17 protein-coding genes are annotated in these 24758 nt (G+C 66.2%); 8 read left to right on the forward strand and 9 right to left on the reverse strand.

Translation table 11 applies throughout. From position 1 onward, the window contains the following. Positions 1 to 26 precede the first annotated feature (26 nt). On the reverse strand, positions 27 to 2864 hold the full coding sequence (locus ACFORO_RS09820) for an RICIN domain-containing protein (RefSeq protein WP_377872022.1): 2838 nt from the start codon (positions 2862 to 2864) through the stop codon (positions 27 to 29). Positions 2865 to 2985: 121 nt separating this feature from the next. Here ACFORO_RS09820 and ACFORO_RS09825 point away from each other — a divergent pair, with 121 nt between their 5' ends. After that, entirely contained in the window at positions 2986 to 3627 is a 642-nt protein-coding gene (locus ACFORO_RS09825) for a DUF4304 domain-containing protein (RefSeq protein ID WP_377872021.1), read from the forward strand. On the opposite strand, the gene ACFORO_RS09830 is transcribed toward ACFORO_RS09825, so the two are convergent. Then, complete coding sequence (locus tag ACFORO_RS09830) at positions 3628 to 5019, reverse strand: alpha/beta hydrolase family protein (protein WP_377872020.1); 1392 nt, start codon at positions 5017 to 5019, stop codon at positions 3628 to 3630. Positions 5020 to 5227: 208 nt separating this feature from the next. Between ACFORO_RS09830 and ACFORO_RS09835 the strand changes: the two genes are divergently transcribed. The 3 genes from ACFORO_RS09835 (at position 5228) to ACFORO_RS09845 (ending at position 7858) form a co-directional block, all read left to right on the forward strand. Next, the gene (locus tag ACFORO_RS09835; RefSeq protein ID WP_377872019.1) at positions 5228 to 6304 is read left to right on the forward strand and encodes a sensor histidine kinase; all 1077 of its coding nucleotides are present in this window, start codon (positions 5228 to 5230) and stop codon (positions 6302 to 6304) included. Further along, positions 6301 to 6960, forward strand: coding sequence for a response regulator (locus tag ACFORO_RS09840; protein WP_377872018.1), 660 nt, complete (start codon positions 6301 to 6303; stop codon positions 6958 to 6960). The genes ACFORO_RS09835 and ACFORO_RS09840 overlap by 4 nt, the downstream gene beginning before the upstream one ends. A gap of 217 nt (positions 6961 to 7177) precedes the next feature. After that, positions 7178 to 7858, forward strand: a complete 681-nt coding sequence (locus ACFORO_RS09845; protein ID WP_377872095.1) for a hypothetical protein — start codon at positions 7178 to 7180, stop codon at positions 7856 to 7858. A gap of 492 nt (positions 7859 to 8350) precedes the next feature. Here the strand turns inward: ACFORO_RS09845 and ACFORO_RS09850 are convergent, their stop codons facing one another. Continuing rightward, positions 8351 to 8707 (reverse strand): hypothetical protein, encoded by a 357-nt coding sequence (locus tag ACFORO_RS09850; RefSeq protein ID WP_377872017.1) that lies wholly within the window; start codon positions 8705 to 8707, stop codon positions 8351 to 8353. A gap of 494 nt (positions 8708 to 9201) precedes the next feature. On the opposite strand from ACFORO_RS09850, the gene ACFORO_RS09855 reads away from it, so the two are divergent. The 4 genes from ACFORO_RS09855 (at position 9202) to ACFORO_RS09870 (ending at position 16242) form a co-directional block, all read left to right on the forward strand. Then, complete coding sequence (locus tag ACFORO_RS09855; RefSeq protein WP_377872016.1) at positions 9202 to 9783, forward strand: hypothetical protein; 582 nt, start codon at positions 9202 to 9204, stop codon at positions 9781 to 9783. After that, positions 9780 to 11837, forward strand: a complete 2058-nt coding sequence (locus ACFORO_RS09860) for a hypothetical protein (protein ID WP_377872015.1) — start codon at positions 9780 to 9782, stop codon at positions 11835 to 11837. Before ACFORO_RS09855 ends, ACFORO_RS09860 begins: the two co-directional genes overlap by 4 nt. 212 nt (positions 11838 to 12049) lie before the next feature. Further along, positions 12050 to 14050, forward strand: coding sequence for a hypothetical protein (locus ACFORO_RS09865; protein WP_377872014.1), 2001 nt, complete (start codon positions 12050 to 12052; stop codon positions 14048 to 14050). A 1190-nt stretch (positions 14051 to 15240) separates the two neighbouring features. Next, positions 15241 to 16242: a hypothetical protein gene (locus tag ACFORO_RS09870; RefSeq protein ID WP_377872013.1), complete on the forward strand. Its 1002-nt coding sequence runs from the start codon at positions 15241 to 15243 to the stop codon at positions 16240 to 16242. Between the two features lie 534 nt (positions 16243 to 16776). Here ACFORO_RS09870 and ACFORO_RS09875 read toward each other — a convergent pair. From ACFORO_RS09875 to ACFORO_RS09900, 6 genes are all read right to left on the reverse strand, one after another. Next, positions 16777 to 17598 carry an NYN domain-containing protein gene (locus ACFORO_RS09875; protein WP_377872012.1) on the reverse strand — a complete coding sequence of 274 codons (822 nt, stop codon included), beginning with the start codon at positions 17596 to 17598 and terminating at the stop codon, positions 16777 to 16779. Positions 17599 to 18576: 978 nt separating this feature from the next. Continuing rightward, the gene (locus tag ACFORO_RS09880) at positions 18577 to 19329 is read right to left on the reverse strand and encodes an ESX secretion-associated protein EspG (RefSeq protein WP_377872011.1); all 753 of its coding nucleotides are present in this window, start codon (positions 19327 to 19329) and stop codon (positions 18577 to 18579) included. A 9-nt stretch (positions 19330 to 19338) separates the two neighbouring features. Further along, positions 19339 to 20709 carry a hypothetical protein gene (locus ACFORO_RS09885; RefSeq protein ID WP_377896521.1) on the reverse strand — a complete coding sequence of 457 codons (1371 nt, stop codon included), beginning with the start codon at positions 20707 to 20709 and terminating at the stop codon, positions 19339 to 19341. Further along, the gene (locus tag ACFORO_RS09890; RefSeq protein ID WP_377872009.1) at positions 20709 to 21347 is read right to left on the reverse strand and encodes a DUF3558 domain-containing protein; all 639 of its coding nucleotides are present in this window, start codon (positions 21345 to 21347) and stop codon (positions 20709 to 20711) included. Before ACFORO_RS09890 ends, ACFORO_RS09885 begins: the two co-directional genes overlap by 1 nt. Beyond that, entirely contained in the window at positions 21347 to 21658 is a 312-nt protein-coding gene (locus ACFORO_RS09895; RefSeq protein ID WP_377872008.1) for a hypothetical protein, read from the reverse strand. Before ACFORO_RS09895 ends, ACFORO_RS09890 begins: the two co-directional genes overlap by 1 nt. A gap of 1286 nt (positions 21659 to 22944) precedes the next feature. Then, positions 22945 to 24758 (reverse strand): ATP-binding protein (locus ACFORO_RS09900; RefSeq protein ID WP_377896523.1); only part of this gene is annotated, 1814 nt, incomplete at its 5' end.

The raw sequence follows: 24758 nt of genomic DNA on the forward strand, positions 1-24758 counted from the left end.
CAGGGGCCACCGGGGAGTTCTAAAAACTAGCGCAGCCGCCACAGGTGATCCGCGGTCCCATTGTCGCTGAACTGCACCACCTGCGCACTGTCCGCAGTGGACATCCGGTCTACCCCGAGCACCTTGCCGGAGTTGCGGTTCACGATGCGGAACCAGCCGCTGCCGTTGTCAAGCAGTCGCCAGTCGTGGTCGGCGGTGCCGTTGTCGGTGTATTGGACCACCATCGCGCTGTCTGCTGTGGACATTCGGTCAACCCCGAGCACCTTGCCCGAGTTGACGTTGCGGATCCGCAGCCAGCCGCCCGCGGCTTCGAAAATCCACAGGTGATCGGCGGTTCCGGTGTCGCCGAACTGGACGACGCGGGCGCTGTCGGCTGTCGACATCTGATCGACGCCGAGTATCTTCGCCGAGTTCCGGTTCTCGACTCGCACTTGACCGTCCGGGATTAGCTGCCACAGGTGGTCCGCCGTGCCGTTGTCGGTGTACTGGACCACCTGTGCGCTGTCTGCTGTGGACATGCGGTCGACCCCGAGTACTTTGCCGGAGTTGCGGTTCACGATGCGGAACCAGCCGTCGCCGTTGTCGATGAGTTGCCAGAGGTGGTCGGCGGTGCCGTTGTCGGTGTATTGGACCACCGTCGCGCTGTCCGCGGTGGACATCCGATCGACGCCGAGTACCTTGCCGGAGTTGTGGTTGCGGATCCGATACCAGCCGTCGCCGTTCGGGATCAGGTGCCAGAGGTGGTCGGCGGTGCCGTTATCGCTGAACTGGACCACCTGCGCACTGTCCGCAGTGGACATTCGATCCACTCCGAGGACTTTGCCGGAGTTGCGGTTCGCGATCCGGAATCCCGCGCCGCCACGACCAGGAACCCACTGGGTGCCATCGGGCGAGGCAGTCGGGAACGACGTGACTCGCAATCGGGCCGCACCCATCGGAATCAATGTGACAGTCTCGACCTCCGCCGTGCTGCGCGCTGGCGACGACTGCAGCGGCGTGACGACATTCTGGTCGTCTGCGGTCCATTCAGAGATTTTCCGGGCAGGCGCGGTGATTCGCACCGGCGCGGTGTCCGGAGTAAACGGATTGTCCGGCAGCGGCCCGCCAGCGGCGGCGAACGTCATCGCCGAGGCGGCGTCGACGGTCAGCCCGTAATTCCAGGGCGTAGTCGCGTGCACGGCGTACTCCGGGAATTGCGCGGAACCGCCCAGGTGCTCGTACTGTTCCCCGATTCGCAGCGAGTACGTCAGCGGGCCGTGGTCGACGGACAGGGAGTCGTGGTTCGCGGACCAGGTTCGTACGGAGGTTCGCTGCGGCAGGGTCAAAGTGACGACGTCGCCGTTTCGCCACGTGCGCTGGACTTTTGTGAAAGCGGGCCCAGCCGGTGCCGCGGCCGGTGTACCTGCCACGGTGAGGTGCGGGGTGGCGCACCACGAAGGAATCCGGAAGTGCAAAGGGAAATTCAGCGGGTGCGAGGTCCGGATGGTGAAGGTGATCGTCTCCGAGAACGGGTAGGTGGTGTCCTCGTCGATGGTTACCGAAGTGCCGTCGCCGACTTTCGCGGTGACGCTGCTCGCCGAGTACATCGACGCGGCGAGGCCCTGGTCCGGGGTCGCCAGCCAGAGTTCTTCGGTGAAATACGGCCAGCCCATGCCGTAGTTGTGCGGGCAGCAGCGGTACTGGTCGACGGCGGGCAGATACGCCTGCATCGCGAAGCCGTTCTGGAACTGGCCTTCGGTCTTGGGCACGTTGTCGAGATCAATGCTGTTCGCGCTGGTGATGTAATGCACCGCGCGCCCGGACGGGTCTAGTGCGGCGGGGAGGGAATTGAAGGCGAGGTCTTCGCAGCGGTCGGCCCAGATCGGGTCGCCGGTCAGTCTGGTGAGCAGTTGGTGACTGGCCATGAACTCGACGATCCCGCAGGTTTCGAAGCCCTGCCTCGGATCGCCGTATCCTGGGCGCGCGTTCTCGTCCCCGGCGAACCCGCCGCCGGCGAACTGGCCGTACGCGGCCATGATCTGGGCATAGTCCTGATAGGACGCTTGGATCAGCTTCGCGTCGCCGGAACGCAGCGAATACTGGGCTGGTTCGCGGAATCCCTGTGCCACGTTGACGTTGTGCGGGCTCGGCAGATTGCCGACCCAGTTGGCTCCGTAGCGATGGATCTTGTCGGAGAGGTCGAGAAGGAACGCGTCGCCGGTGCGGTTGAAGAGCCAGAAGACGCTGTCGAGGCCGTCGCCCCAGCGCATGTTCAGCCAGTCCGCGTCGAACACGTCGGTGCTTTGCGCGTTCATGTACCGGAAGAATCGGGTCAGCAGCGGAATGACGCGCCCGTCGCCGGAGTACTCCTGCCAGGATCGCAGTGCCTGGATCATCGGCAGGTACGGCCAGAAGTGCGGCCCGCCCCGGAATCTGGTGCGCAGTTCGCTCGGGCCGAAGAACCCGTCGGCCTGCTGGGTGGCGATGACCGCGTCGATCCAGCGGCGAGCGGAGGCCAGCGCGGTGCTGTCCCCGGTGACGATGGCGAGATCGACGTACCCGCGCAGCCAGTACGGGAGCTCTTCCCAGCCGCCGCGTTCGGGGTGCACCCAGCCGGTGGTGTCGAAGTCGAGGAAGTGCGACGTTTCGGGGTAGTGGCCGCAGAGGCCGTCGAGCTGAAGCCGCAGCTGCCCGGCGAGCCAGCCCCGGGGCTTGACCGCGCCGGGCGGGAGTTTGAGGAACGCGGTGGGCGAGAGCGGAGCCGCGTTGGGCGAGTAAAAGCCGCCGCGCTTGCGCCAAGGCGCGGCTTCAGCGGTCCCGGCGGACGCCGTGGCGAGCAGAGTGGCGACGGCCCCGGCGACGAAGTGTCTGCGGTTCAGCGGCACGGAGATCAGCCTCCACTCAGGCGTTACAACGTTGTAAAAATAGGAGTACCCGGTACCGGGGCGGGAGACAACCGCCGTTCGCCGTAGCTGGCGGCCCCGGTGGTCTGCCAAGCTCGGCTTCGTGACCGCCCAGATCGCGCTTCGCGAGGCCCTGCGTGATGTTGTCGGCCCGGCCGCGCGCGTGCACGGGTTCAGCGGCTCGGGCGGGAACTGGCGTCGGTCGAATGCGTTGGGAGACTGGGCCATCGTCAATGTTCAGTCGTCGTCGTTCAGCAATCGTGAGCGACTGAGATGCGTGATCAACTTGTCGCTGGCGCCCCGGCCGTGGCTCGACTGGCAAGAGCGCACTCTCGGACGCCTGCCGAAGCCGATCCCCGAGAGCCTGGGCCTCTACCGCAGGCGATTGCACCCCACCGGCGCGCCGCCCGGCAGCGACGGGTGGTGGGAGATCACCGGACGGCGGGACAGCGCAGCCGCCGTGCGGGACATGGCTGCCCGCCTGGCCGACGACGGCTGGCCGTTCTTGACCGCGCTCCTTGATCGCGAGCGGATGACCGAGCAGATCCGGTCGCGCGACCTCGGCTTCATCCGCGGCGACGAGAATGCTGGCTATCTCGCGCGGGCTGAGGCCGCGATGCTGTCCGAGCATGGCCGCAGCGACGAGCTTGACCGGTTGCTCGAGACGGTGGCCACCGAACCGCAGCGGGAGAACGCGATGGAATTCGTGCGCTGGGCGCGCGAACGCGCCGGAACGCGCCGCTGATCAGCGGCCGTCGCCAGGATGGAAGACCTTGAGCTCCCCGTAGCTCGACAAAGCGCCCGCCAGGTCACCGGATCCCTTGCGCAGCACGGAATCCAGAAACGCCAGACTGGCAGCAGCCACTACACGCGGACTCTCGGCGCGACCCAGCGAACCGACGATCGAAGGCACCGGCGGCAGATACAGCGGGCCGTCGGTGAAGGTGAGATGCGCGGCACCAGGGATGGTGAGCCGGTAGTTCGTCGCCGCACCCCGCGTGAGCACGTCGGTGAGCCGAGGCAGGTAGCGCGGATCGGTGGCCGGGGTGACGGCCTGGGTGAGCGCGAGCGTCGGCTGATCAAGCGCGGGAGACAAGGGTCCGCGAGGGTAGCCGTCCAGGTCGATGACGGCGGTGAACCGGTGGTCCCGCCTAGCCGCAAGTAGCGCGGCGGCGCCACCCATCGAGTGCCCGGTCACGGCGACCCGGCCGGTGTCCAGGCGTGCGGCCAGCGGGTCGGCGCCGAGCCGGGTCAACGCGAAGCTGAGGTCGGCGGCCCGGATCGCGGTCCAGTCGTCGGCCAGCCGGTCGTCCTCCGCCTGGTCGCCGGTCGAGACGGTCGCGCTGGTGATCGTCCGTCCGTCGGCGAGCACGACGGCGGCGGAGTCGTACGGGTGGTCGAGCGCGACGACCACATAGCCGTGGCTCGCGATTTCCTCCGCCCACGCGGTGTTCTGGGTGCGCACTCCGCTCGACCCCGGCGAGAACAGCACCACCGGGAACCGTCCGCCCTCGACGGCCACCGGGGCATCGGGAACCGCGTGGGTTCGGGCGAGCGGAACACCGTCGAACAGGAAGCCCGGCAGGCCGACTCCGCCAGCTAGTGCTTCGGCGACGGTGCGCGCTTCGTTTTCCGTGCGTCCGAGGTACTGGGCACGCGGGGCGTCAGCTGGGCCGTTGGCGGGGTACCAGAGCTGGGCCACGACCGTGCGGTGGTCCCGCGGATCGGCGGTGAAGGTCTCGGGACGGTCCGGGTCGGTCCACTGCAGTACCCGGGTGCCGACCGCGAAGCCGCCAGAGGGCGTAGGGAAGACGGGGACGGGAAAAGCCCACGCCGTCACCGGGCCGGTGGTGATCAGGCAGACGCAGAACACCGCTCCCGGCAACGCCAGCCACCAACGGGCCCGCCGAGCACGGCTTCGTACCAGCGGGGAGAAGGCGAACGGTGCCGCGACGACACCGCCCGCGAGCACCGGCAGCAGCTGCCAGCGGATCCCCGTCACGCAGAGCGCGATAGCGGACAGCAGGAACACCGCCCCCGCCGCGATAGTGACGCGTGGGCGGGAAACAGCAGGCAGCCAGCGCGCTACCACCAGCGCGACGGCGCCGAGCAACGTGAGGATTTCCAGCAGGTTCATGCCGCCATATTCGGTGCCGGACCAGCCCGGCCACATCGCTCTCCGGACCCGATCTCCAACCCGTCCGCAGTGGCAATCGAGCACCCGAACCAGCGGCCGCGCTACGACCACAGGAGGTACCGGAAGTCCTTCTGCAGTCGCAATCCGGCCCGCCGCGGTCAGACGTCAGGCTCATGTGCGCGGCGGGCCGTCCGCCTACGCTTGCAGGATGAGGACCGAGCGGGTGCAGGATGCTCTGTTGCCTGCGCTTCTCCTGCTCCACGTCTTGATCATGTGGACGCCCGCGGAGCTACCTGCGGCAGCCGCACTCACCACCGCACTCGTGCTGCCCTTGGTGTGGCGTCGCCGCGCCCCGCTCACCGTGTTCGGTGCGGTGGCAACCGCAGCGGCAGTCCAGTGGGTGGTAGGCATCCAACTCCCCGCAGACATCGCATTGCTGGTCGCTCTCTACACAGTGGCCGCGAACTCGAGCAAGAGAGTCACGTTCGTCGCCGTCGCCGTAGTGGAGATCGGGGCTGTCCTCGCCTGCCTGCGCTGGGCGGGCGACGGTGCGTTCCTGACCCCGTTCGCCGCACTCACCGCGATGGTCGTCGCCGCGGCCGTCCTCGGGGTGAACAAGCGGACCGCGCGTGCGTACCTGGAAGCCGTGCGGGAACGGGCCGTCGCCGAGGAACGGGCCCGGATCACCAGGGAGATGCACGACATCGTCACCCACAACCTGTCCGTCATGGTCGCACTCACCGACGCCGCCGTTTCCGCGCAGCAGCGGTCGCCAGACAAAGCCACCACCGCGATGCTCCAGGTCTCCGAAACCGGCCGACAAGCCCTCACCGACATGCGCCGTTCACTCGGCCTCCTGCGCACCGACGAACCCGACGCGGCACGTCACCCGCTGCCTGGCATCGCGCAACTGGAGACCCTCGCAGACCAGATGTGCGCCGCCGGACTCCCGACCAGCCTCGACATCGACGGCAGCCACACGCACATCCCCGCGACCGCGCAACTGACCGTCTACCGCCTGGTCCAGGAAGCCTTGACCAACACTCTCAAACACACCCCCACCGGCACCCGCGCGAAGGTCCGGATCGAATGCGCCGCCGACACCGTCACCGTGGACGTCACCGACACCGGCCCGCCGACTTCCCCCGGCTCCGGCAACGGCATCACCGGCATGCGCGAGCGCTCGGCCGTCTACGGAGGCACGGTGCTGGCCGGACCACTCACCGGTGGCGGCTGGGGAGTGCACACCCGCCTCGCCTTCGGTGCCTCAGCGGAGTCCGCATGACGATCCGCATCCTGATCGCCGACGACGAAGCGTTGCTGCGCATGGCATTCAGCATGGTCCTGGACGCCGAGCCGGACCTCGAACCGGTCGGCGAAGCCAAGGACGGAGCCGACGCCGTCCGCCTCGCCAACGACCTGCGTCCCGACGTCGTCCTCATGGACGTCCGCATGCCGACGATCGACGGAATCGAGGCGACCCGGCAGATCCTCCGAAGCCGCCCGCAGACCAGAGTCCTGATCCTCACCACCTTCGACCTCGACGAATACGCCTTCGCCGGGCTCAAAGCCGGAGCCTCGGGATTCCTGCTCAAGAACGCCAGACCCGAGGAACTGCTCGCCGCGATCCGCACCGTGGCCGCGGGCAACGCGGTGGTCTCCCCGCGCGTCACCCACCGCCTGCTGGAGAAATTCCGCCCGCACCTGCCCGACGCAGACACCGCCAGCGACGAACGGCTCAGCAGACTCAGCACCCGCGAACGCGAGGTACTCGTCCAGGTGGGTTCCGGTCTTTCGAACGCCGAGATCGCCGCCGCCCTGCACCTTGCGGAGGCGACCGTGAAGTCCCACCTGGGGCGAATCCTGCACAAACTCGAACTCCGCGACCGGATCCAGGCCGTGATCTTCGCCTACGAAAGCCGCCTCATCCACCCGGCGTGAGAAATAAAAATTGGCCGATACCCGCACCGTGAAGGTGATTTCGAGTATCGGCCGATAATGTGCCCTCGGCAGGATTACCAAAGGATGGGAACGGGTCTGACCAGGGGCTTTACGTCGGCACGTTGGTGGTCGAGGCGAGCTTCGAGCTTCCGGGCCCGGCTGGGGATTCGTCGTGAACGCGAGCTCGCAAGCTGTCGCTCGGTTCGTCACGACCACCATGGGGCTAGTCATCGGGCTCACCTTCCTGTTCGGGTTCGGGAACGTGCTGAACCTGGCGTTGAAGTTGCAGGTGCCGGTGTTCGTGGCGCCGCTGGTGGCGCCCGCTGTCGACTTAACGGTGCTGGGGTTGCTCGTCGGAACGCGACATCTCGCCCTGTCCGGGGCCAGCGATGATGTGTTGCGGCCAGCGCGCCGCCTGCTTCTGGCGGCGAGCGCCGTGACCCTGCTGTTGAACGTCGCTGACCCGGTATTCGCTGGTCAGTGGGGTAAGGCCGCGTTCGACTCGGTCGGCCCACTCTTACTGATCGGTTGGGCAGAAGCGGGCCCAGGCCTCCTTCGCGCGCTGACCGCTGCTAGTTCCGATCTGCAGTCAGCGCCGCTAGCTGGACCTTCGCCCACGGACCTGGTGAGCGGCAGCCTCGAGCATGATGTACCGGACGCGACAAGCCCGCGGCGCGACAAGCAGAAGGGACCAGTAACCCGCGGGGCTGCCGGTCTCTGCGAAGAACTCGTGGAGCGCGCCCGGCACGCGGACGCTGAACACTGGCGGCGCTACCGGCGCCCCATCTCTGCGGAGACTCTGCGGAAGCAGCTTCGGGTCGGTGCAGCGAAGTCGCGGGATCTCGTGGCGGTGGTGAGGCGCGAGAACGCGCTGGTAGCCGCGGTTGGCTATCCGTGAGCGTGCTCTTGGCCGGGCGACTCGAAACTTCATTGCATTGCACAGCCGACCAGTCGGCGGCCTACCTTGGGAACCCCGTAATAATCCGCGGTCGCCGTCGTTCGGCGTGGGTGAGCACGGCGTGCGGTGCTCGAACCGATACCAGGCTTCGCGGGTGGTCAGCGGCTCGTGGGCGTACTCGGTGGGGTGGTCTTGCGCGCCGGTCACCATAGCCACTCCGCTTCGGCGGGCATCGCACACGCCGAACGCCACCACAGCGTCAAGGTCCGGCAATTCCTCCAGGTCCGGCGCTGAGCTGCGCTCGATGGGCATCGACACCCGAGCGCCCGGATCACCGTGATACGCACGGGGTACCTGGCGCTGGTTCAACTCGACGTGGCGGGCCTCCGCCGGGTGTGCTGGCTGTTTCGAAGATTGAAGCCGACGACGCTGTCGCGCGGGCTGCCGCGGAGATCAGCCGATCCCGGCGACGGGTTGGAAAGCACGGTCAGGTCAGCGCACGGGAAACCCTTGTGGGTCGTTGCCTCCGCCGCGTTTGCGGCCCAGCGACTTGAGGAAGGCGTCCTCCTCCGGCGTTGGTGCTCGGGCGATGATGCCGTCCGCCGCGATCTGTAGGCGCATCGAGTGGGCGCGGTTGGCGTTCGGCGTGCCGTCAGGGCCGTCGAGCACGTCCAGGACGATCCGGCCGGTCGGGCTCTTGGGGGCGTCGGCGATCCGGACGTACCAGCTCGACACCGAGCCCGTGATGATGTAGCCGTGCCAGTTCCGATGCCGGATGGCGCGCCGATGCTCTCGCCATCCGCGGGCCTGCTTGTTGATCCACACGATCACGCCGGCCACGATGGACAAGCCACTGAGTATCGTGGCGATCCAGGCGCCGTCTTGGAGCCAGCTGCTTGACGAGGACACGCAGTTCATCCGCACAATCTGTCAGCTCGCCCGGCAATACGTGCGCCAGAACCTCAGCCCAGTCAGGCGCATCGAGGCGCTTCTGGTCGTCGAGCACCAGGGATTCCACCGAACCGCGTGCCGAGGCGAACTCCAACCCACACCTTGTTGCTCAGAGTGGCCTACGGCTACTAGCTGTTACTCTCGTTAGTTCGGTTGAAAGAACTCGGCGTCGCTGAGTGGGCGGCGTGGCACTTGCTGCCTGACCCAGTGTCGCCGCTCTGTAACGGGCCTGAGCGTGTGATCGACTTCACTAGAGAGGGGCGATTCGCACTTGACCAGGCGGAACGGAGGGGGACGCTCTGACCACGAACAACGGGACCGCGCGGCCTGCGTCGACTCGCCTGCAGCACGCGATCCGGCTGCTGGTCATCCTCGAAGCGTGCGGTGAACTGGTGACGACCGCCGACCCGGCTAGCACGGTGAAAGTCGTTCGAAGCGAGTTGCGGCTGCAGGCGCTCGACTTCTGGCTGCGCAACCCCGACTACCTGGCGGATGAACTCGTGTCCAAGGTCGTAGCGGGTGATCTTCCCGAGAGTTATTTGGATGTTGCGACTCACCTGCTGGACGATCCGGAGCCGGACCTACGGTGGTATCCGATGCCGCGGTGGCACTTCGGGGCCTATGAGGCTATCGACGACGCCTTCGCGGTGTTGGAGGCCTACGGGCTCGCGCTTCTCCGCCGCTTGGGCGGGATTGTGAAGGCCGCTCGAAGTCAGTTCTTTCTCACGACCTCGGGTCAAGCTGCAGTCGTGAACCTGGCGGACGAACCCCGGTTGAGCTGGTACGTCAAGCAGGTCAAGTTGGTCGCGCTCGTCGCCGGTGATGATCTGGGCAGTGCGCTCAAGAGGCGCCAGTACGAGCAAGCCGAGTACGCCAGGACCGAGCTCGGCGTGGACATCGCACCCATCGCCGACGGCGTCCGAGGACGTTTGAAGGAGCTTCGGACAGCCGCAAAAGAGGGGAGCAGACAGTGAGCACGCTCGGGGAGGCGGTCCACGACGATTGTGTGAAGAATGGTTTCGACCTCGAACTGGAACAGGTTGAGCGTATTCTCGCCGACGCTGGCGTCTCGACCAGCGCGACCACGGGAGTCCCCGTGCGGTTGCGGGTGCGCAAGCTCCAGGTAACCGGGACGAAGATCCTCGAGGTGGACGATGCGGTCGCCGACGTGGCTGGGGAGAAGCCGACCGTTTCGGTGCCCTTCACTCTGAACTGGTCTCCAGCGGACGGCGTCAACGGAGTCGGCAGCGAGCGCAATTTCCGCGGAAAGTCGTCGGTGCTGCGGTTCCTAGAGTGGGCGCTGACCGGCCGCTGCCCGTTGCAGCCCGATGTCCGGTCGTGGCTGGAGCAGGTTGAGGTTGAGTTCGGCATCGACGACGTTCTCGCCGTCGTGTCTTTCGCCGTCGTGGCTGGCGTGCCGAACGGCACGGTTGTGCAGGTGACGACCACAGGCGTGACGCAACGGCGGAGCCACCTGGGGGCTTTCCATGGCGACGTCGAGTTCGAGTCGCTGATGGGCGCGCTGATGCTCGAACGCCTCCGGCTCGAACCGATCGCGATGTGGACGAAAGACCAGGAGACGTCCCACGCCTGGCCGGCCTACGCGTCGGCCCTCGCCGTGCACGCCGATGTCCTCGACCCTGTCGTGGGAAATCAGGGTGTCCTCGGGACACGCATGCTGCAGATGTTCGTAGGCACGCGGTGGGCGCCGGCGCGTGCCCAGGCCCAGACCGCCCTGAACGCTGTCAAGTTCGCACGTGACCGAGCTGCGTCGAAGGTGAAGATCGCGGCAGAGGTGGCGCAGGCACCGCTGGCAGCCGCGGAGAGCCGGGCAGCGGCGGCGCGAGCGCGCTTCGCGTCGTTCGACGCGACCGAACCCGACGTCGACGCGATGCTGGCGGCGACGGCCAAGGCAGCGGACGCCGCGAGGGCGGCGCAGGAGATCTCGCTCCGCTTGCTTGTGGCGCGCTCGGCCGCGGTGCAGGTCCACGACCAAGTGCGTATCGAGCGGGCCCGGCGCAACACTGCAATGGAGGACGCCCTCGCCCGCCGGTTCTTTAACGCGATGACCCCTACGGTGTGCCCGCGATGCTCGTCCGCGGTGACGGAGGAGCGCCGCCACGCGGAGGGACACGAACACGCTTGCTCGCTGTGCTCGGCGCATCTGGATTTGGACGCGTTCGCCGGCCACGTCGTGGTCGCTTCCGACGTTGCCGGTGACGCCCGCGAGGAACTGGTTGCGGCGACCGAGGTCGCAGATCGGACTGCCGACGACGGAGAACCCGCCACGGATGTTCTCGATGCTCTTTTGCGAGCCGCCGACGATGCCGACGCGGCAGTTGCAGCCATCGAAACCGAGCTTGCGGACACGGAGCAGAACCGGCGTGACGCGGAGGCCGTAGCGCTGGCCGCCCAAGTGGGTGCGGAGCGGGCACGTGAGCGGCTAAAGGCCGAGCTCGAACTCGCTCGTGCCGAGGGCGCGCTGGAAAGCATGACGCAGCGAGCAGACGCCAGCTCGCCGGAGCGGCCGGATGTACTGCGGGTTGCGGTGCTGGAGTCGGCGGACAAGGTGACCGGAACCTGGCTGAAGCGCGATCAGGACCCATTGCTGGTCCAAGTATCCGAGGAGATCGCCCGATTGGCTCGCAGCTTCGGTGCGGACAACATCACGAGCGTTTCCCTCAAGGGGAACGCGAACATGGACGTCCACAAGGGAGGAGCCAAGAGCGGGTATGGTGCCTTGACCAACGGCGAGAAGCTCCGCCTAAAGCTGGCAACCGCGATCGCCCTGATCGCCCACGGCCACCGAGCGGGGGTTGGCCGGCATCCCGGTCTCCTGTTCATCGATTCCCCCGCAGCCGAAGAGGTCCCCGCCGACGACCTGGAGACCATGCTTGAGGCGATGCGTGTCTCGGCCGAGGAGACGAGCATGCAGATCGTGGTCGCGACGACCCACGGCCCGTTGCTGACGGCGTTGCTTCCGCCGGCCAATGTGCTGGTCGCGACCGGCGACGATTTCGTTTGGTAGCGCCCCGACGCGTCGCTCGCCTCGATGAATGCTGGCTGGCACGATGACGCTGCGGAAGGAGGAACTGCTGGTGACCAGTCTCGAACCCGAGGCGATCGAGCAGGGGCTCTCCGAGGCGCTCACGGGGGGGAGAACCGCCGGAGGACCTTCTCGGACGGCTCGGCGGTTGGGCTGCGATTGCGGTCGTCGCGCCGCGGCTGGCGGACAACCCGATGCTGACCCCGGTGCTCAGCCTTGCGAGCCGGGACATCGCAGCCGCCGACCAGGAGATAACTGAAGCCCGAGCCGCCGTGGCCGCGCTGGTGGAGGCGGTGACGGCCAGTACTGATCCACTGCAGTTCGGCCAGGGCCTCGACGAGTTTTGCAGCAACGAGCTCTTGCTCACCATGGGCGGGCGAGCCCTGGCGGCGCGGTGCTTCGCGCTCGCGACGCCGCCGCGTCCGGCCGAAGGCGAGACAGCCCCTTCACCTGCCCAGGTGTCACGGCACGCTGACGCGTTGGAAACCTACGCGCGTCTTTCACTGGCCGGTCAGGCCTCGGAGTATAAGCTGTTCGGCTTGATCGAGGACATCGCAACACCACAACCTCGCCGATACGCGCAGGCGGTGCTCCGGTCCGTCGGAGCCGCCTACGACCGGTGGCCGGTCGACGACCGTGTCATCGGCGTTGTCGGCATTCTCAGCGGTGTGACGCCCGCCGGATATACCGCGCCGGAAGACACCACGGTGACCCGCGACCGTGAGTACGTCAAAGACATCGCGTCCGATGCCTGTTGGACCACAGCAAACATCGAGCTGGTCCGCGTGTTTCGAGCCTCTGGGGCACACGAGGTCACCGCGCATCTCGAGGCCGCGCTCGAAGCGCTTAGTTTTGCGAAAGCTCAGGACGAACGCGATGACATCGAGGCGCTGCACGGAACTCTGCGACTGCTGCGGGCGTTCATGGCGGACTTGGTCGAGCACGGTGCGGCGGCGAGGTCTGCTGCGGAGTGGGAGCTTGACCTTTCCCTGGTCGAGGCCATCACAGCGCGCGTGCAGGATCTCGCGGTGGGCGGCTATGGGCTGAGCCACTGGAGCGGGGACCGCAAGCAACTCGTGCTCGAGGGCTGGGCTCGGCTGACCCGAGATCTGGCGTGGCTGCGAGACAAACTTGACCGCGACAGCCTGTATGACGCCGCGGTCGTGATCGACGACCTGCTTCAGATCTACTCCGCGTCGCACACGTACGAGATCACTAGCGACGTCGGAGGGATCGAGTCGGTTCGCGCCTTAGTGCGGCCGGCGATCGCTGGCGGATTCGCTGCGCGAGCCGGACTGATGCGGAACCTCTGCGACCACATCGAATTCCTGCAGCAGCGGGTCGAGACCGCAGACGGCGACACGACGCAGGACGAGGAACGTCTGGGTGCTGCGTTGGCGCTTCAAGAAGCAGCCAAGGCTGCTCTTCTCGCTGCCCCGGAGCCGCCGGGAAAAGACCCGGCGCAGGGCGCGGCCCAATTGCCGCCCCTGCTCGCTGAATTCCTTGGACCCCACGCGGGCGCGGCCGAAGCACTCGCTGGACTCGCCCCGGCGGTGCTCCGCGGCCTGAACACCGCTCTAGCAGACGTTCGCGACGCCAATGCCCTCGACCACGACCTGGTCATCACCGAAGTCCGCAAAGGCATGCTCGACGCTCTGGCGTCGTGCCCCGACTTCAAGGGAGATGTCCCGCAGGCAGTACAAGCGGTGCTCGACCAGCTCATCCGGTTCGTCTCGCGGTGCATGAACAGCCAGGAATCATCGAGGGAATACCTGTTCAGGGACGATGCCGACGAACACGACCTGCACGCCGATCTGTACGACTGGCTGTGCAACGGTTCGCTCAGCAACCTCACGAACGTGGAAGTACAGGAAATCGGTGCCGGCCGGGTTGACATCCAGGTGAGCTTCCCCGGGTTCCATCTATACCTGGAACTCAAAGCTGACAAGACAATGGTGCCAGTCGCTGAGAAGCAGAAATACATCAAACAGACGGTCACTTATCAGGCTACCGACGTGCAGATCGGGTTCCTGGTCGTGCTCCGGCTTGCCCAGCCCAAAGACAAAGGCCCTGCGCCGCACCTGCGCGACTACGTCAATCACGCCACGATCGGAATACCGGGCGACAGCAGCGAACGTCACGTCGTTATGCTGGAGATCCCGGGGCGGCAGACAAAGCCATCCAGCGTGCACTGATTTCGTTTCATTTGACGACAGGACCTGCAAGGCCAGGTGTGTAGACAATCGATCCGAACAGGACGGCTGTCGTACTCGCCAAGTAAAACCGCTGCTTGATGAGCCGGATGATTGCAAATGAAGGATCATTTTAGCCGCTCGGCTGCTGAGAGCCGGGTTGGGTGGAAGACCCCTTGGTCGGCCGACGGGCGGTGGTGGCGCGGTGTCGAGGTCGTCGGCCATGATGGGCGTCGAACTGGCGGACGGCCCGCCGCAGCGCGGCAGCCGTGTCGACAATCATCACGATGACGGCGTGGCCACTAGTCCCTGCGAGCGCTGACTGTGCCCACGCAAGCAGCACCTGTCCGTCACGGCGGGAGCACCGGACCTGCCGGTTCTCACTGCGGGTGTTGCCCAGGCTCGAACTCGACCCGCTGGCCCAGCCCGCTACGTCGAGACCTTCAGATCCGAAGGTCAGTAGACATTCTGGACCTTGGCGACTTGCCGGCACAGCCGCTCAACCGGGGCCCTCCAGGCTGGGTTCTCGGGCAAGGCGCTCAAGCACTCCGCGACGGGATCTATTGCCTGGAACCGGATTCGCGATTGCTTTCGTGCGTCCCTGGCCGGCTGACTTCGTAACTTCCCTTGCCTCCTGGGCCGCCTTGCCCGTCTCCCGGGGAGGTTTGCGTGTTTGTGGCTCACCCGGAGCCGGACGTTCTCCTCCGAACAAGCGGCTCACCTGCGCCTTGATTTACGACCCCGCCCGGAGGTGTCTCCCGCTGTGGCCGCTGGGGCGTCCTCCTCGCACGTCGCTCGCCCGCCGGCGAACCCGGGCTTGGGCGCAGAAAGCGTGAAACCTGAGAAATGCCAGGGAACTGAAACTCAAGACGAGGCCAGTCTGCGCCTTACACGGCTGGACTGTCGTCCGGATCGATAAACACCGCCACCCCGATGACGGTGTGGGCAGCAGGACGGCCGTGGGCCGAGCAGCAGGGGCTGAGAACACGCACGTGGGGCACCGTACCCCCGCTTTGACCGTGGCGGTACAGGCGACTAGTCTGTTCCTCGGCACGCAGGTGCCACGTCGACTTCATCCCGGCTGTGGAGTCATGTGACGAAATGGGCTTGGTGCCTGCCTGTTCCAGACTGGTTGCCCACATTGTCCGCAACTAGCTTGAGCACAAGGCCGGGTGCGTGCCCAGGAGATAGTTGTGACCAAAAATCGCAGTAAGGCTGTCCGCAGTCGGCAAGGTTATACCAATGAGCAGTATTGCCGGGTTCTCAAAGAGATCAGCAATATTAACCGAGACACTGCGTTAATACCCGAGGCCAGCTTTGAACAAGCTCAATTTGAAGCTGAGATTCTTGAAAAGGTCGGATATGGGATAGACCCCCAGAATCTCAAGCCTGGTCCACAGCACCCTTTCGGCATTTCTTCGGTAACTCCACGAGAGAACGAACTGGAGCTACTGCTCCATGATTCAGGCGACTCTATCGAAGATTTTGTATCGAAGATCGCACCGATGATTCGGGAAGGCGCGGGGAATCTGAGTGGAATTCCCGGGCTTCGCGCCGAGTTCACGAAGCGTGGGGCGATTCTTCGACGCTTGCACGCGTCCGGGGAAGTCATTCTTCCCGGAATCAGCCCCGACGTCTGGCATGCCGCTATCCGTGAGACTTTCCCCGATCCTGGCTTCTTCGACACCGCCTACCAAGGTGATGCGGACAAGTTGCACGATGAAGAAGCTTATATGATCGAGACGTATCCCATGGTGGACGGTGGCAAGAGCCACGCATTAGCTGTAAAGATTTTAAGCGGACTGCTGCGAAGGGTGCACGCATTTCGAGCCCGCACAAAGATGGAATTTACGGATCTCTGGTTCAACTTCTTTGGCGATGGCGGGGCTGTTATAAACATTGAGTGGGCCGGGGATCTCACCCATCATGAAATAGTAACCAGACTTCTTACTCCACGCTTCGGCTTGCCTTTGAATGCGGACAACTCCGAACATTGCTACTGTGAACCCTGTGCGGCGGAAACCTACTCTTTTGAGCTAAGGGAATGCAGTGGTCTAGATATTGTGCTGTATTTGAGGCGCAACAGGATGTATGAGAACGAACATACTGTGCGGCCGTCTGGAGCGTGTCAGCTAGCCGGAACGGCAAGCGCGCTCACCAACAGCGGACGACGCGGGATCAATCATGCCTCTTGAAGCATACCTCGCACTGCTGATCCTTCCGCTAACCTGGTCGCTCACCGTGATGTCGACGGTTGCGATGGCACTCCTGGCCAGGAAATCCAGCCAACGCGCAGACGCCAGAAAAGTGCTAACTCTCCTCTTTCGATTGCGCTACGACAAGAAACTCGACGATTAGCACGACGGTCCGAGCCCGGGCGTATGCCGCCCGGGCCATCCGACATCCACGTGTACCGGGTGCGTCCGTTTTGGCCAGCCACAAACCAGTCTTGTCGAACACGCGCTTGCCGTTCCACTCATACTGCTTGATCACCAACCGGCCCGTCCGAGCGCGCTGATCAACATCGCGCGTTTCTCCGCGTAGCCACTGCCTTCCCGCCTTCTGACCAGGTCGACAAGCGTGTCTGAGTCCGCGGCCGCGTGCGTGCCTGTTAGCCGCGGCGACAGGGGGAAGCAAAATGAAGAGCTGGCAGCTGTGGCGTCGTGCCTCGTAAGTGATGCTGCCACTGGCCATCGGTGCGAGCCTGATGGATAGACGTCGCTGCAGGTTCAGGGAGTTTCCGGTGTCGTTGTCGAGACTCGATCCGGCTTCCGGCGCCGGTCGCGCACGTAGACCGTTGCCGGTTTTCCCTGGCCGGGGATGCGCCGGTCGAGGTCGAACAGCGTAGTTGCGGTGATCAGGTCGCTGAGCTTGGAATAGCCGTAGGTGCGGGAGTCAAATTCCGGGCGTTGCTTGGTGATGATGCTGCCGACCGCGGACAGTGCCGCCCAGCCGTCGTCGTCGGACGCGGCTTCGACGGCGTTGCGCAGCAGGGCGACCAGGGTTGTGTCGCCCTTCAGTTGGGCGCTGGAGGTAGCCGATTTCGGTGCGAGTGTCGTCTCGGCCGTCGATGCGGATTGCTCTGCGTAGGTGAGGTTTTCGACGTAGATGAACTTGTCGCAGGCGGCGACAAACGGCTTGGGCGTCTTGCGCTCGCCGAAGCCGTACACGGTGAGCCCGGACTCGCGCAGCCGCGCCGCCAGCCGGGTGAAGTCGGAATCGCTGGAGACGATGCAGAATCCGTCGAAGCGCTCGGAGTAGAGGAGGTCCATCGCGTCGATGACCATCGCGGCGTCGGTGGCGTTCTTGCCGGTGGTGTAGGCGAATTGCTGGATGGGCTGGATCGACTGGGCCAGCAGGTGGTCCTTCCATCCTTTGAGGTTGGTGCCGGTCCAGTCGCCGTAGGCGCGTTTGACGTGCGCGGTGCCGTACTTGGCGACCTCGGCGAGAAGGGCTTCGGTGATTGAGGGTTGTGCGTTGTCGGCGTCGATGACAGCACCGCGAGCTTCGCGGTGCTGTCGCTGGTCGTGGCCATCCGCTGTCTCCTTCACGCGACAGGGTCACGCTGTCACTGCCGCGATCGCCTGCTGAGTGTGACTGTGGTGCCGTCGGACGTTTGGCGAAGAACTCGTCGTGCTGCTGCCCCTGGCCGGAGCATACGGTGATACGAGTGACTCGGCTCAGCCCCTAGCTCCACACCGAGGCCGTCAGCGACGGTTCGAATAGCCTCGGCGTAGTCGTGCGGCGCTTGAGTTCAGTGTCGCGCCGTGGTCTACAGCGCTCAGACCATCGGATGCTGCGTGACCTCGGACGCGAAAGCGAACCGGGCTGACGGTCGCCGGACCTTCCGGCGCTGGCTGCGCGGGCTCCCTACAAGGGGCCCGGGGTGCCGCCGTGGTACGTCGTCGTCCTATTCGACGGGTTTCGGGCCGGGCTCGTGTGGAGCGTCATCCGGAGACTCGCTGGCTTGTCGGCGTGGCGGGTCGACCAGTTCGATGCCGATGGCGACGACGCCGAGTGGGCGTTCCAGCCGAGGGCTGGAGGCCTTCCCCAGCATGTTCGGACGTACATTGCACCTTCGCGCATATGGGGTGGGCCCCGCCGACCGACAGCGGTAAGCCTGGCCACCAGGAACACCCTCAGATGGAGGACGGAGCGCGACTTAGTCTGGTCGTAACGGTGGAGTTGCCTGTCATCAACTGATGACAGGCAGCCTTCTATGCGTGGGACCTCGTGAGTTTCGGGTGCAGTTGCCACCTGATGTGCCGCCGGGTCGGTATGCCGCGGTCGTGCAGGCTGTCGTCGGTGTGCTCGCTGCCGCGGACGTGCTTTCGGGATCGTCGGTCGTCGTAGATGATCTGGCTCGGGATGAAGATTTGAACGACGCGTTCGACCAGTTCAGCGCTCTGTATCCGTGGAGCCAGTGCTGAGAGCGAATGGGGCGACCGCGGGTGACTGTGGCGGGATCGCTGTCTGTCCTGGCAGTCGCACCGGCATGCGTTTGCGGAGACTGCTATGCATCGACGGCGTCAGGCGAGTCCGTTGAGGGTGAGGTTGAGCGCGTCGACGAGGTTGGTGCGGTCACCGCTGCATACGGTGGCTTCCAGCCCGCCGTCGGGGGCGTCGCTGGTGAAGGCGAGCACGCGGCCTGCGCGGGTGAGGTCGTAGACGGTCAGGGCTGTGCTGTGGACGCGGTCGGCGCCGTGTCCGACCGCAGCGTGGAGTTTGTGCACGGCTGTGCGTTCGCTTCGCAGCAGGTGTCGCAGGTCGTCGGCGTGCCCGGACATTTCCGAGAGCGGGTCGACGTCGGTGTCCTCGAGGTAGGTCGTGGGGATCCGCAGGGTTGCTATCCGGGCGGGTGGGTGTTCCGGCAGGGCCTCGATCAGTGCGGTGGCGAGGTTGCGGGGCGGGATCGGGTCGAGCTGGATCGACTGATGGTCGGTGATCAGCCGGACGGCGTCGCGTCCGGCCGCGGCGACGAAGAACGCGCCGTCGTCGTGCGGGCGGTGGGTGAACGCGGTCCAGGAGTAGCACTCGCGGGCGGGTGCGGCGAGCAGTTCCAGGGTGGCCCGGAATTGCGGGGTCAGCCGTCCGTCCGGGGTGGCGAGTCCGAGGGCGGCGAACCGGTCCATCGCTCGCCGCTCTCGTTCGGCGGCGAATTCCGCGGTCATGTAGGAGTGTTCGGGGCTCACCACGACGGGGAGGCTGGTCAGGCCGGTGTAGTTCCAGGCGGCGAAGAACGCCGGCCGCGGCATCCGGACCGGTCTGTCGATGATCGTCATCGGCGCGGGTCAGCCTCCGATGGTGGGCGGTGTCGGCGGCAGGCCGGTGCGCGGGTCGCGCAGCCGGCCGTCCTCGTCGTCGGTGAGGTCGAACGCGGAATCGTCGTCCAGCCCGTACTTGCGCTGGTGTTCCTTGTCTTCCTCGCCTTTCCCGCCCTTGCCGCCGCCGGCCATGCCGCCCATCCCGGGCGTTCCCTTGGCCCCGGCCGCGCCTCGGGCCGCGGCCGAGTTCGCGCCTCCGCGGGCCCCCGGTTCTTCCGCAGCACCGGAACCCGCGCCCGGTCCGGCGGACCCGCCGGACCGGGCGCCCGTGCTTCCGCCGGGATTGCCCGGGCTGCTCCCGGGCAGTCCGCCGGTGGGCCCGAAGCCGCCCGTGGGTCCGAAGCCCGCGACGAACCCCGACGACGGGTTGCCGCCGTTGGCACCGGTGCCGGTGTTCGGCAGCGCAGGAGGCACCCAGCCCGGGGTGTTGGGGCGCTCGTATGCCGGTGGTGTCCATCCGGCTGTGGTCGTCCCGTCGCCGGGTACGCCTCCAGGCTGGTAGCGCGGCAGCCCCGCCGCGTGGCTGGTCGGCGGGTGGTACGGCATCGGCGTCGACGGCGGCGGAGGGGGAGCGAATGACTGCGCAGGCCCGCTGGTGCCCGGCGCTGCCACGGGCGGCTGGTGGCCGCCGCTGCGCAGGTGAGGATTGTCCGGGCCTGCCCTGTGGTCAGCGGGCTCTTTCGGCTGCGAGCTGATGTCGACGTTGCCGTCGCCGAAGTCCTGCAGTTGCCCGTAGTCGATCTTCAAGCCTTGGCCTGCGGACTTCGCGGTGTCCGCGTACGTGGTGTACTTGTCGAGATTCTGTTGCGCGATCTCGTTGTACTGGTTGATTTTCGCTTCGGTATCAGTGGTCCGCCAGAACTGTGCCTCGTCCAGGAACGTCCGGTGCGGCGGAGTCTCGGGCATCGGCCGCAGCGACGCCTTCAGCTGGTCGAACCCGTGCGCCAGGCCGCTGGCGTTCTGCGAGTTCGCGGTGAACGTGTGCGACGCGGCCTGCGACACGTCCGCCAGCGGCTTGATCCGCGCCTGCGCGGCGTCCGCGCCGCCGCCGGTCCAGGACGATTCCATGCCCGACATCAGCTGCTGCACTCGGCCGCTGAGCTGCGCGTGCTGCTCGGCCAGTTCCGCGGCCTGATCGGCGCCGCCGTGCCAGTCCGGCGCGCCCTTGCTCGCCATGATCTGCTTGACCAGCTCGGATTGGGGCACGGCCTGCTCGCCGAGGTTGCCCTCGAACAGATCGCCGAACCATCCGCCGACGTCGCTGGCCCGGTCTCCGACCCACTCGACGGCGCCTTCGACGGCTTTCGCCGCGTCGCCCAGGACATCGAAGATCGACATCACGAACCCGCTTTGCGCTTCAGATTCGTCATCACCCGCTGGGCGGCGACGTTCGCCACGTAGCAGGGGTCGACAGTTCCCTTTTTCGCGGAGCTGAGGCCGATGGAGACGTCCACGGTCCGCTGATCGTTGATCCCGATGGTGACCTGGCAGAACTCGTCGGGCGAGTCGCTGCTCTGCGTCACGTGCGCGACCGACGGGAACCCGAGCGCCTCGGATTCCTTCCACACCACCGACTTCGGCTTGGTGTTCGCGTACCACGAGCTGAGCCCGTCGTCGCTTTTGGTGTCGTAGGCGACGTCGACGTAGGAACCCTTGACACTGTTGATCCACGTGCAGCTCGGACCCAGGCTGGACTTGGTGTCAGGCGAGCCCTGCGGAGCCTGGCCGATGATCTCGTTCAACTGGTCCCCGGTGAGACCGCCGTCGCAGGGCGAACCGTCCAGGACCGTCGACGGCAACGGGTTCGCGACCTTCGGCGCGCCGCTGTGCGGCAGCGTGGCCGAGGCGGACGTGCTCGCCGACGGACCTGCGGACGTCGGCACGGCGGAACCGGAATTGCCGGGAGAACTGCAGGCGGCCGCGACCGCGGCGAGCACGATCAGTCCAGCTGACTGTACGAGCATGCGCGAAGCCATCAGGCGAGTCCTCCGCCCGAGTTCGCGGCGTTCTGCACCGCTCCCGCCGCGTCGTCGTCGCCGCTCTGGGTGATGTGCAGGGCCTTCTCCAGCCGCTCGATCAGCGTCGAGACGTAGTCGCGTTCACGCTGAATATGGCCCAAGCCGTGGCCGAACGCGCTGGCACCCACACCTGACCCGGAAAGAAGCGCGTTGTAGCCCTTGCTCGCGGGGTCCTCGGCAGGTGGGTTCAGATGAGTGAGACGTTCTGCCTTGGGGATCATCTTCGCCAGATCGTCGCGGATGCCGCGCGCCAGGTTCAGCATGCTCATCGCCTCATCATGGCTGAGGCTGAACCCCTGCCCACTCGAACCCGGACCACCGCCCGCAGCAGCCCCGCCTCCGCCACCCGGCGGGTCCCCGATGTTGAACATCAGGCCGTCAAGCCAGCTGCCTGCTTTCGACGCAGGTTGACCCACGATGCGCACCCCTCAAGCGACAAGTCACCACCACGGTGGGGCAGCCAGCGCGAGACCTCCCCAACCATTACTGTAATCGATCAGTAACGCCCGGGTGTGAAAACCGGCTACTTCGTCGCTGGCCAGCGGATCTCTGTAGCGGCAAGGAACTCGGCACTGGCGTCGAAAGGTTCGGTCACGCGTACTCCGGAAACCCTTTTTAGCGCTGCCACCTGCTCCGCAGTACTTGGTCACCTGGGGAACAACCAAACTCTGACAATGTCCGGCAGCGCGGCGGTCAACTCGAAACTGGGTTGCGGAAGCTGGCTGCGCGGCTGCCGTTCATGAAGTGCCGGTGTTGCTCCTTTTCGTCGCTTGCGCGGCGGCGTGGGTGGTGATCGTGGCTGGAAGCGTCTGCGACCGTCGCGAGCGTCGTAGCCACCGGGGCCGTCGCACCGGGCAGTCGTTCAGAGCGGCCTACGACGAGCGCGCCGTTCGACGCGTTCCAGCTGATCCCCCTGTTGGAAGTCGTTGCGCCTGCCTCCCGGGGTCCCGTACTCTTCGCTGGGGGATAGCCGGGGAAACGTGCGTCCTCAGCCTCGTTGACTCCTATTTTTCGCGGATGGCTCTGTGGCCGGACAACTCGCCGCCACCTGCAGAGCAACCTCTCGCACGCTGTCGCCAGCTGCCAACGGGTCCGGACGTGCCATCGAGCAGCCCGGCGTCCATCGACGGGCAGATCGCCCCGCCGTCCCTCGGCTGCTCGGCGCCGGTGACGGAGACGATGGTCATGACGTTGCTCGGCAGCCCGCGAGCGAGGCTGGTGGATGTGCTCGGGTTGATGCAGCGAGATGCCCGATGTTCCGCGACACCCGCTCTTTGTGAAAGCCCCTCACGCCAAGGTTCGGCGCGATGGATACTGCCAGTCCACCAGCCGAAACCGAGCAGATGGCCCTACGCGGAGGCTGGGTGCTGGGACGGGCGGCAACACTGGAGCGGGTAGCAGCCGCCCTAGCAGGCGTGGCTGGCATCGCAGTGACACTGTGCCGACGGCCGTACGCACTATCGAACCAAGCGGTGCCCCTGCTTGACGTCACAGTCGGTTATTCAGACTGTCCGAATAGGACATTTGTCCAATGGAGCGGCCTTGCAGGCTGTGGTTACTCGGACGAGTTGTTCTCGGTGGGGCCGAGTGCGTTGAGGTGTTCGCGGATTTGGTCTGCCTGGTGGGGGTCGAGGTCGTTCAGGATGCTGAGGGCTTCGTTCCAGGCGTCTCTGGCCTCGCGCGGCCGGCCGATGTCGTTCAGGACGGTCCCGAGATCGCCGAGAGTCATCGCGTAACTGTAGGTTCCGGGGCCTGCATACTGCAGGTGCAGGGCGGCGGCCTGCCGGAGGCAGTCGACAGCATGGTCGCTGTGACCCTGCTGGTGGTAGACCTTCGCGATGCATCGCAGTGGCCAGGCTTGGCCTCCCGTGGCCCCGATCGCGATGAAGATGTTCAGGCCCTGCTGCAGGTGGGTCAAGGCCTGGTCGAGGTGGCCCATGCCGCGGAGAGCGTTGCCAAGGTTCGTCAGGTTGACGGCTTGGTTCCGTTGGTGGCCGATTTCTCGAACGATATCCAAGGCCTGGCGACTGTGATCAGCGGCCTCGCGGTATCGCCCCAATAGGTTGTAGACGTGGCCGAGGTCTCCCAGCGCGGAGGCCTCTCCGAACCTGTTGCCGATGCTCCTCCCGATGGTCAGTGCCTGCTGGTGGTGGACGATGGCTTCGTCGTAGCGTCGTTCCCCCCAAAGTGCTTCACCGAGATGACCGTGCGCCCAGCGTTGGCCGAGTTGGTGGCCGAGGTGCTGGGCCGCAGCGAGGCCGAGTCGGTGAACGGCGATCTGGTCGGCGACGTGATGGTGGTCGGCCAGGTAGCAGTCGACGGCGTTGGGCAGTTGCCAGCCGACGGTGTGCTGGCCGACCGTGGGGGCGCGCCGGATGATGGCCATGAGGTTGGCGTGTTCGGCGGTGAACCATGTGCGGGCATGGTCGTTGTCGATGAACGTCAATGGGTGGCAGTCGGGTGGGCGGGGGTGGATCGGGATCTCGGGGTGTTGCGGATAGAAGGCGAATAGGGCTGCATGGGCGGTGTGGAGGTACCACTGGAACAGCCGCCTGGTCGCGTCTTCTCGTCTATGGACTGGCTCGTCAGCGGACCGCTCGACAGCGTAGTCGCGCAGGAGGTCATGGAACTGGTAGCGGTCGCATCCGGTCTCGGTGAGCAGATGAACCCCGGTCAGCGTCGCTAGCAGCCGCTGGGTGCTGGCGGTGGTGGTGCCGGTGAGGGCGGCGGCACCCGGGAGGCTGATGCTGGGCCCGGGCTGCAGGCCGAGCAGCCGAAATAGGCGGGCGGCCTGGTCGGGCAGGGCGTGGTAGGACCAGGAGAATACGGTGCGCACGGCAGTGGTCTCGTCGTCGTCGGCGGCGAGCATGTCCAGCCGGTCGTGCTCCCCGGCCAGCTCCTGCACGAGATCGGCCACACTGAGGTGCGGGCGGCTGGCGATCCGTTCGGCGGCGATCCGCAACGCGAGAGGCAGATGAGCGCAGGATCGGGCCAGTTCGGCCGTCGCCTGGGGCTCGTAGTCGGCGCGCGTGCGCCCGATGACCTCGCGGAGCAGAGCGTATGCCTCGTCGGGGGCGAGGACGTCGAGGCTGATGCGGTGCGCGCCGTCACGGGCGACGAGTCCGGACAGTCGGCTGCGGCTGGTCACCACCACCATGCAGCCTGGTTCGCTGGGCAACAGCGGCCGGACCTGGTCGGGAGTCGCGGCGTTGTCCAGCACCACCAGCATCCGCCGTCCGGCCAGCACCGACCGGTACAGGCCCGCCTTCGCGTCCGCCTCTGGCGGGATCTGTTCTGCGGGCACGCCGAGGGCGCGCAGGAACGAGTCCAGGACGTGGTGCGCGGTCAGCGGCGGGCCAGAGTCGTAGC

It is taken from the genome of Amycolatopsis halotolerans (genome assembly GCF_042647905.1).
Lineage (GTDB): Bacteria > Actinomycetota > Actinomycetes > Mycobacteriales > Pseudonocardiaceae > Amycolatopsis > Amycolatopsis halotolerans.

Bases quoted from the DNA above. Each gene is read 5' to 3' on its own strand.
- ACFORO_RS09830 (WP_377872020.1), bottom strand. From the start codon at position 5,019: ATGAACCTGCTGGAAATCCTCACGTTGCTCGGCGCCGTCGCGCTGGTG.
- ACFORO_RS09835 (WP_377872019.1), top strand. From the start codon at position 5,228: ATGAGGACCGAGCGGGTGCAGGATGCTCTGTTGCCTGCGCTTCTCCTG.
- ACFORO_RS09840 (WP_377872018.1), top strand. From the start codon at position 6,301: ATGACGATCCGCATCCTGATCGCCGACGACGAAGCGTTGCTGCGCATG.
- ACFORO_RS09845 (WP_377872095.1), top strand. From the start codon at position 7,178: ATGGGGCTAGTCATCGGGCTCACCTTCCTGTTCGGGTTCGGGAACGTG.
- ACFORO_RS09865 (WP_377872014.1), top strand. From the start codon at position 12,050: ATGCTGACCCCGGTGCTCAGCCTTGCGAGCCGGGACATCGCAGCCGCC.
- ACFORO_RS09880 (WP_377872011.1), bottom strand. From the start codon at position 19,329: ATGACGATCATCGACAGACCGGTCCGGATGCCGCGGCCGGCGTTCTTC.
- ACFORO_RS09885 (WP_377896521.1), bottom strand. From the start codon at position 20,709: ATGTCGATCTTCGATGTCCTGGGCGACGCGGCGAAAGCCGTCGAAGGC.
- ACFORO_RS09890 (WP_377872009.1), bottom strand. From the start codon at position 21,347: ATGGCTTCGCGCATGCTCGTACAGTCAGCTGGACTGATCGTGCTCGCC.
- ACFORO_RS09895 (WP_377872008.1), bottom strand. From the start codon at position 21,658: ATGAGCATGCTGAACCTGGCGCGCGGCATCCGCGACGATCTGGCGAAG.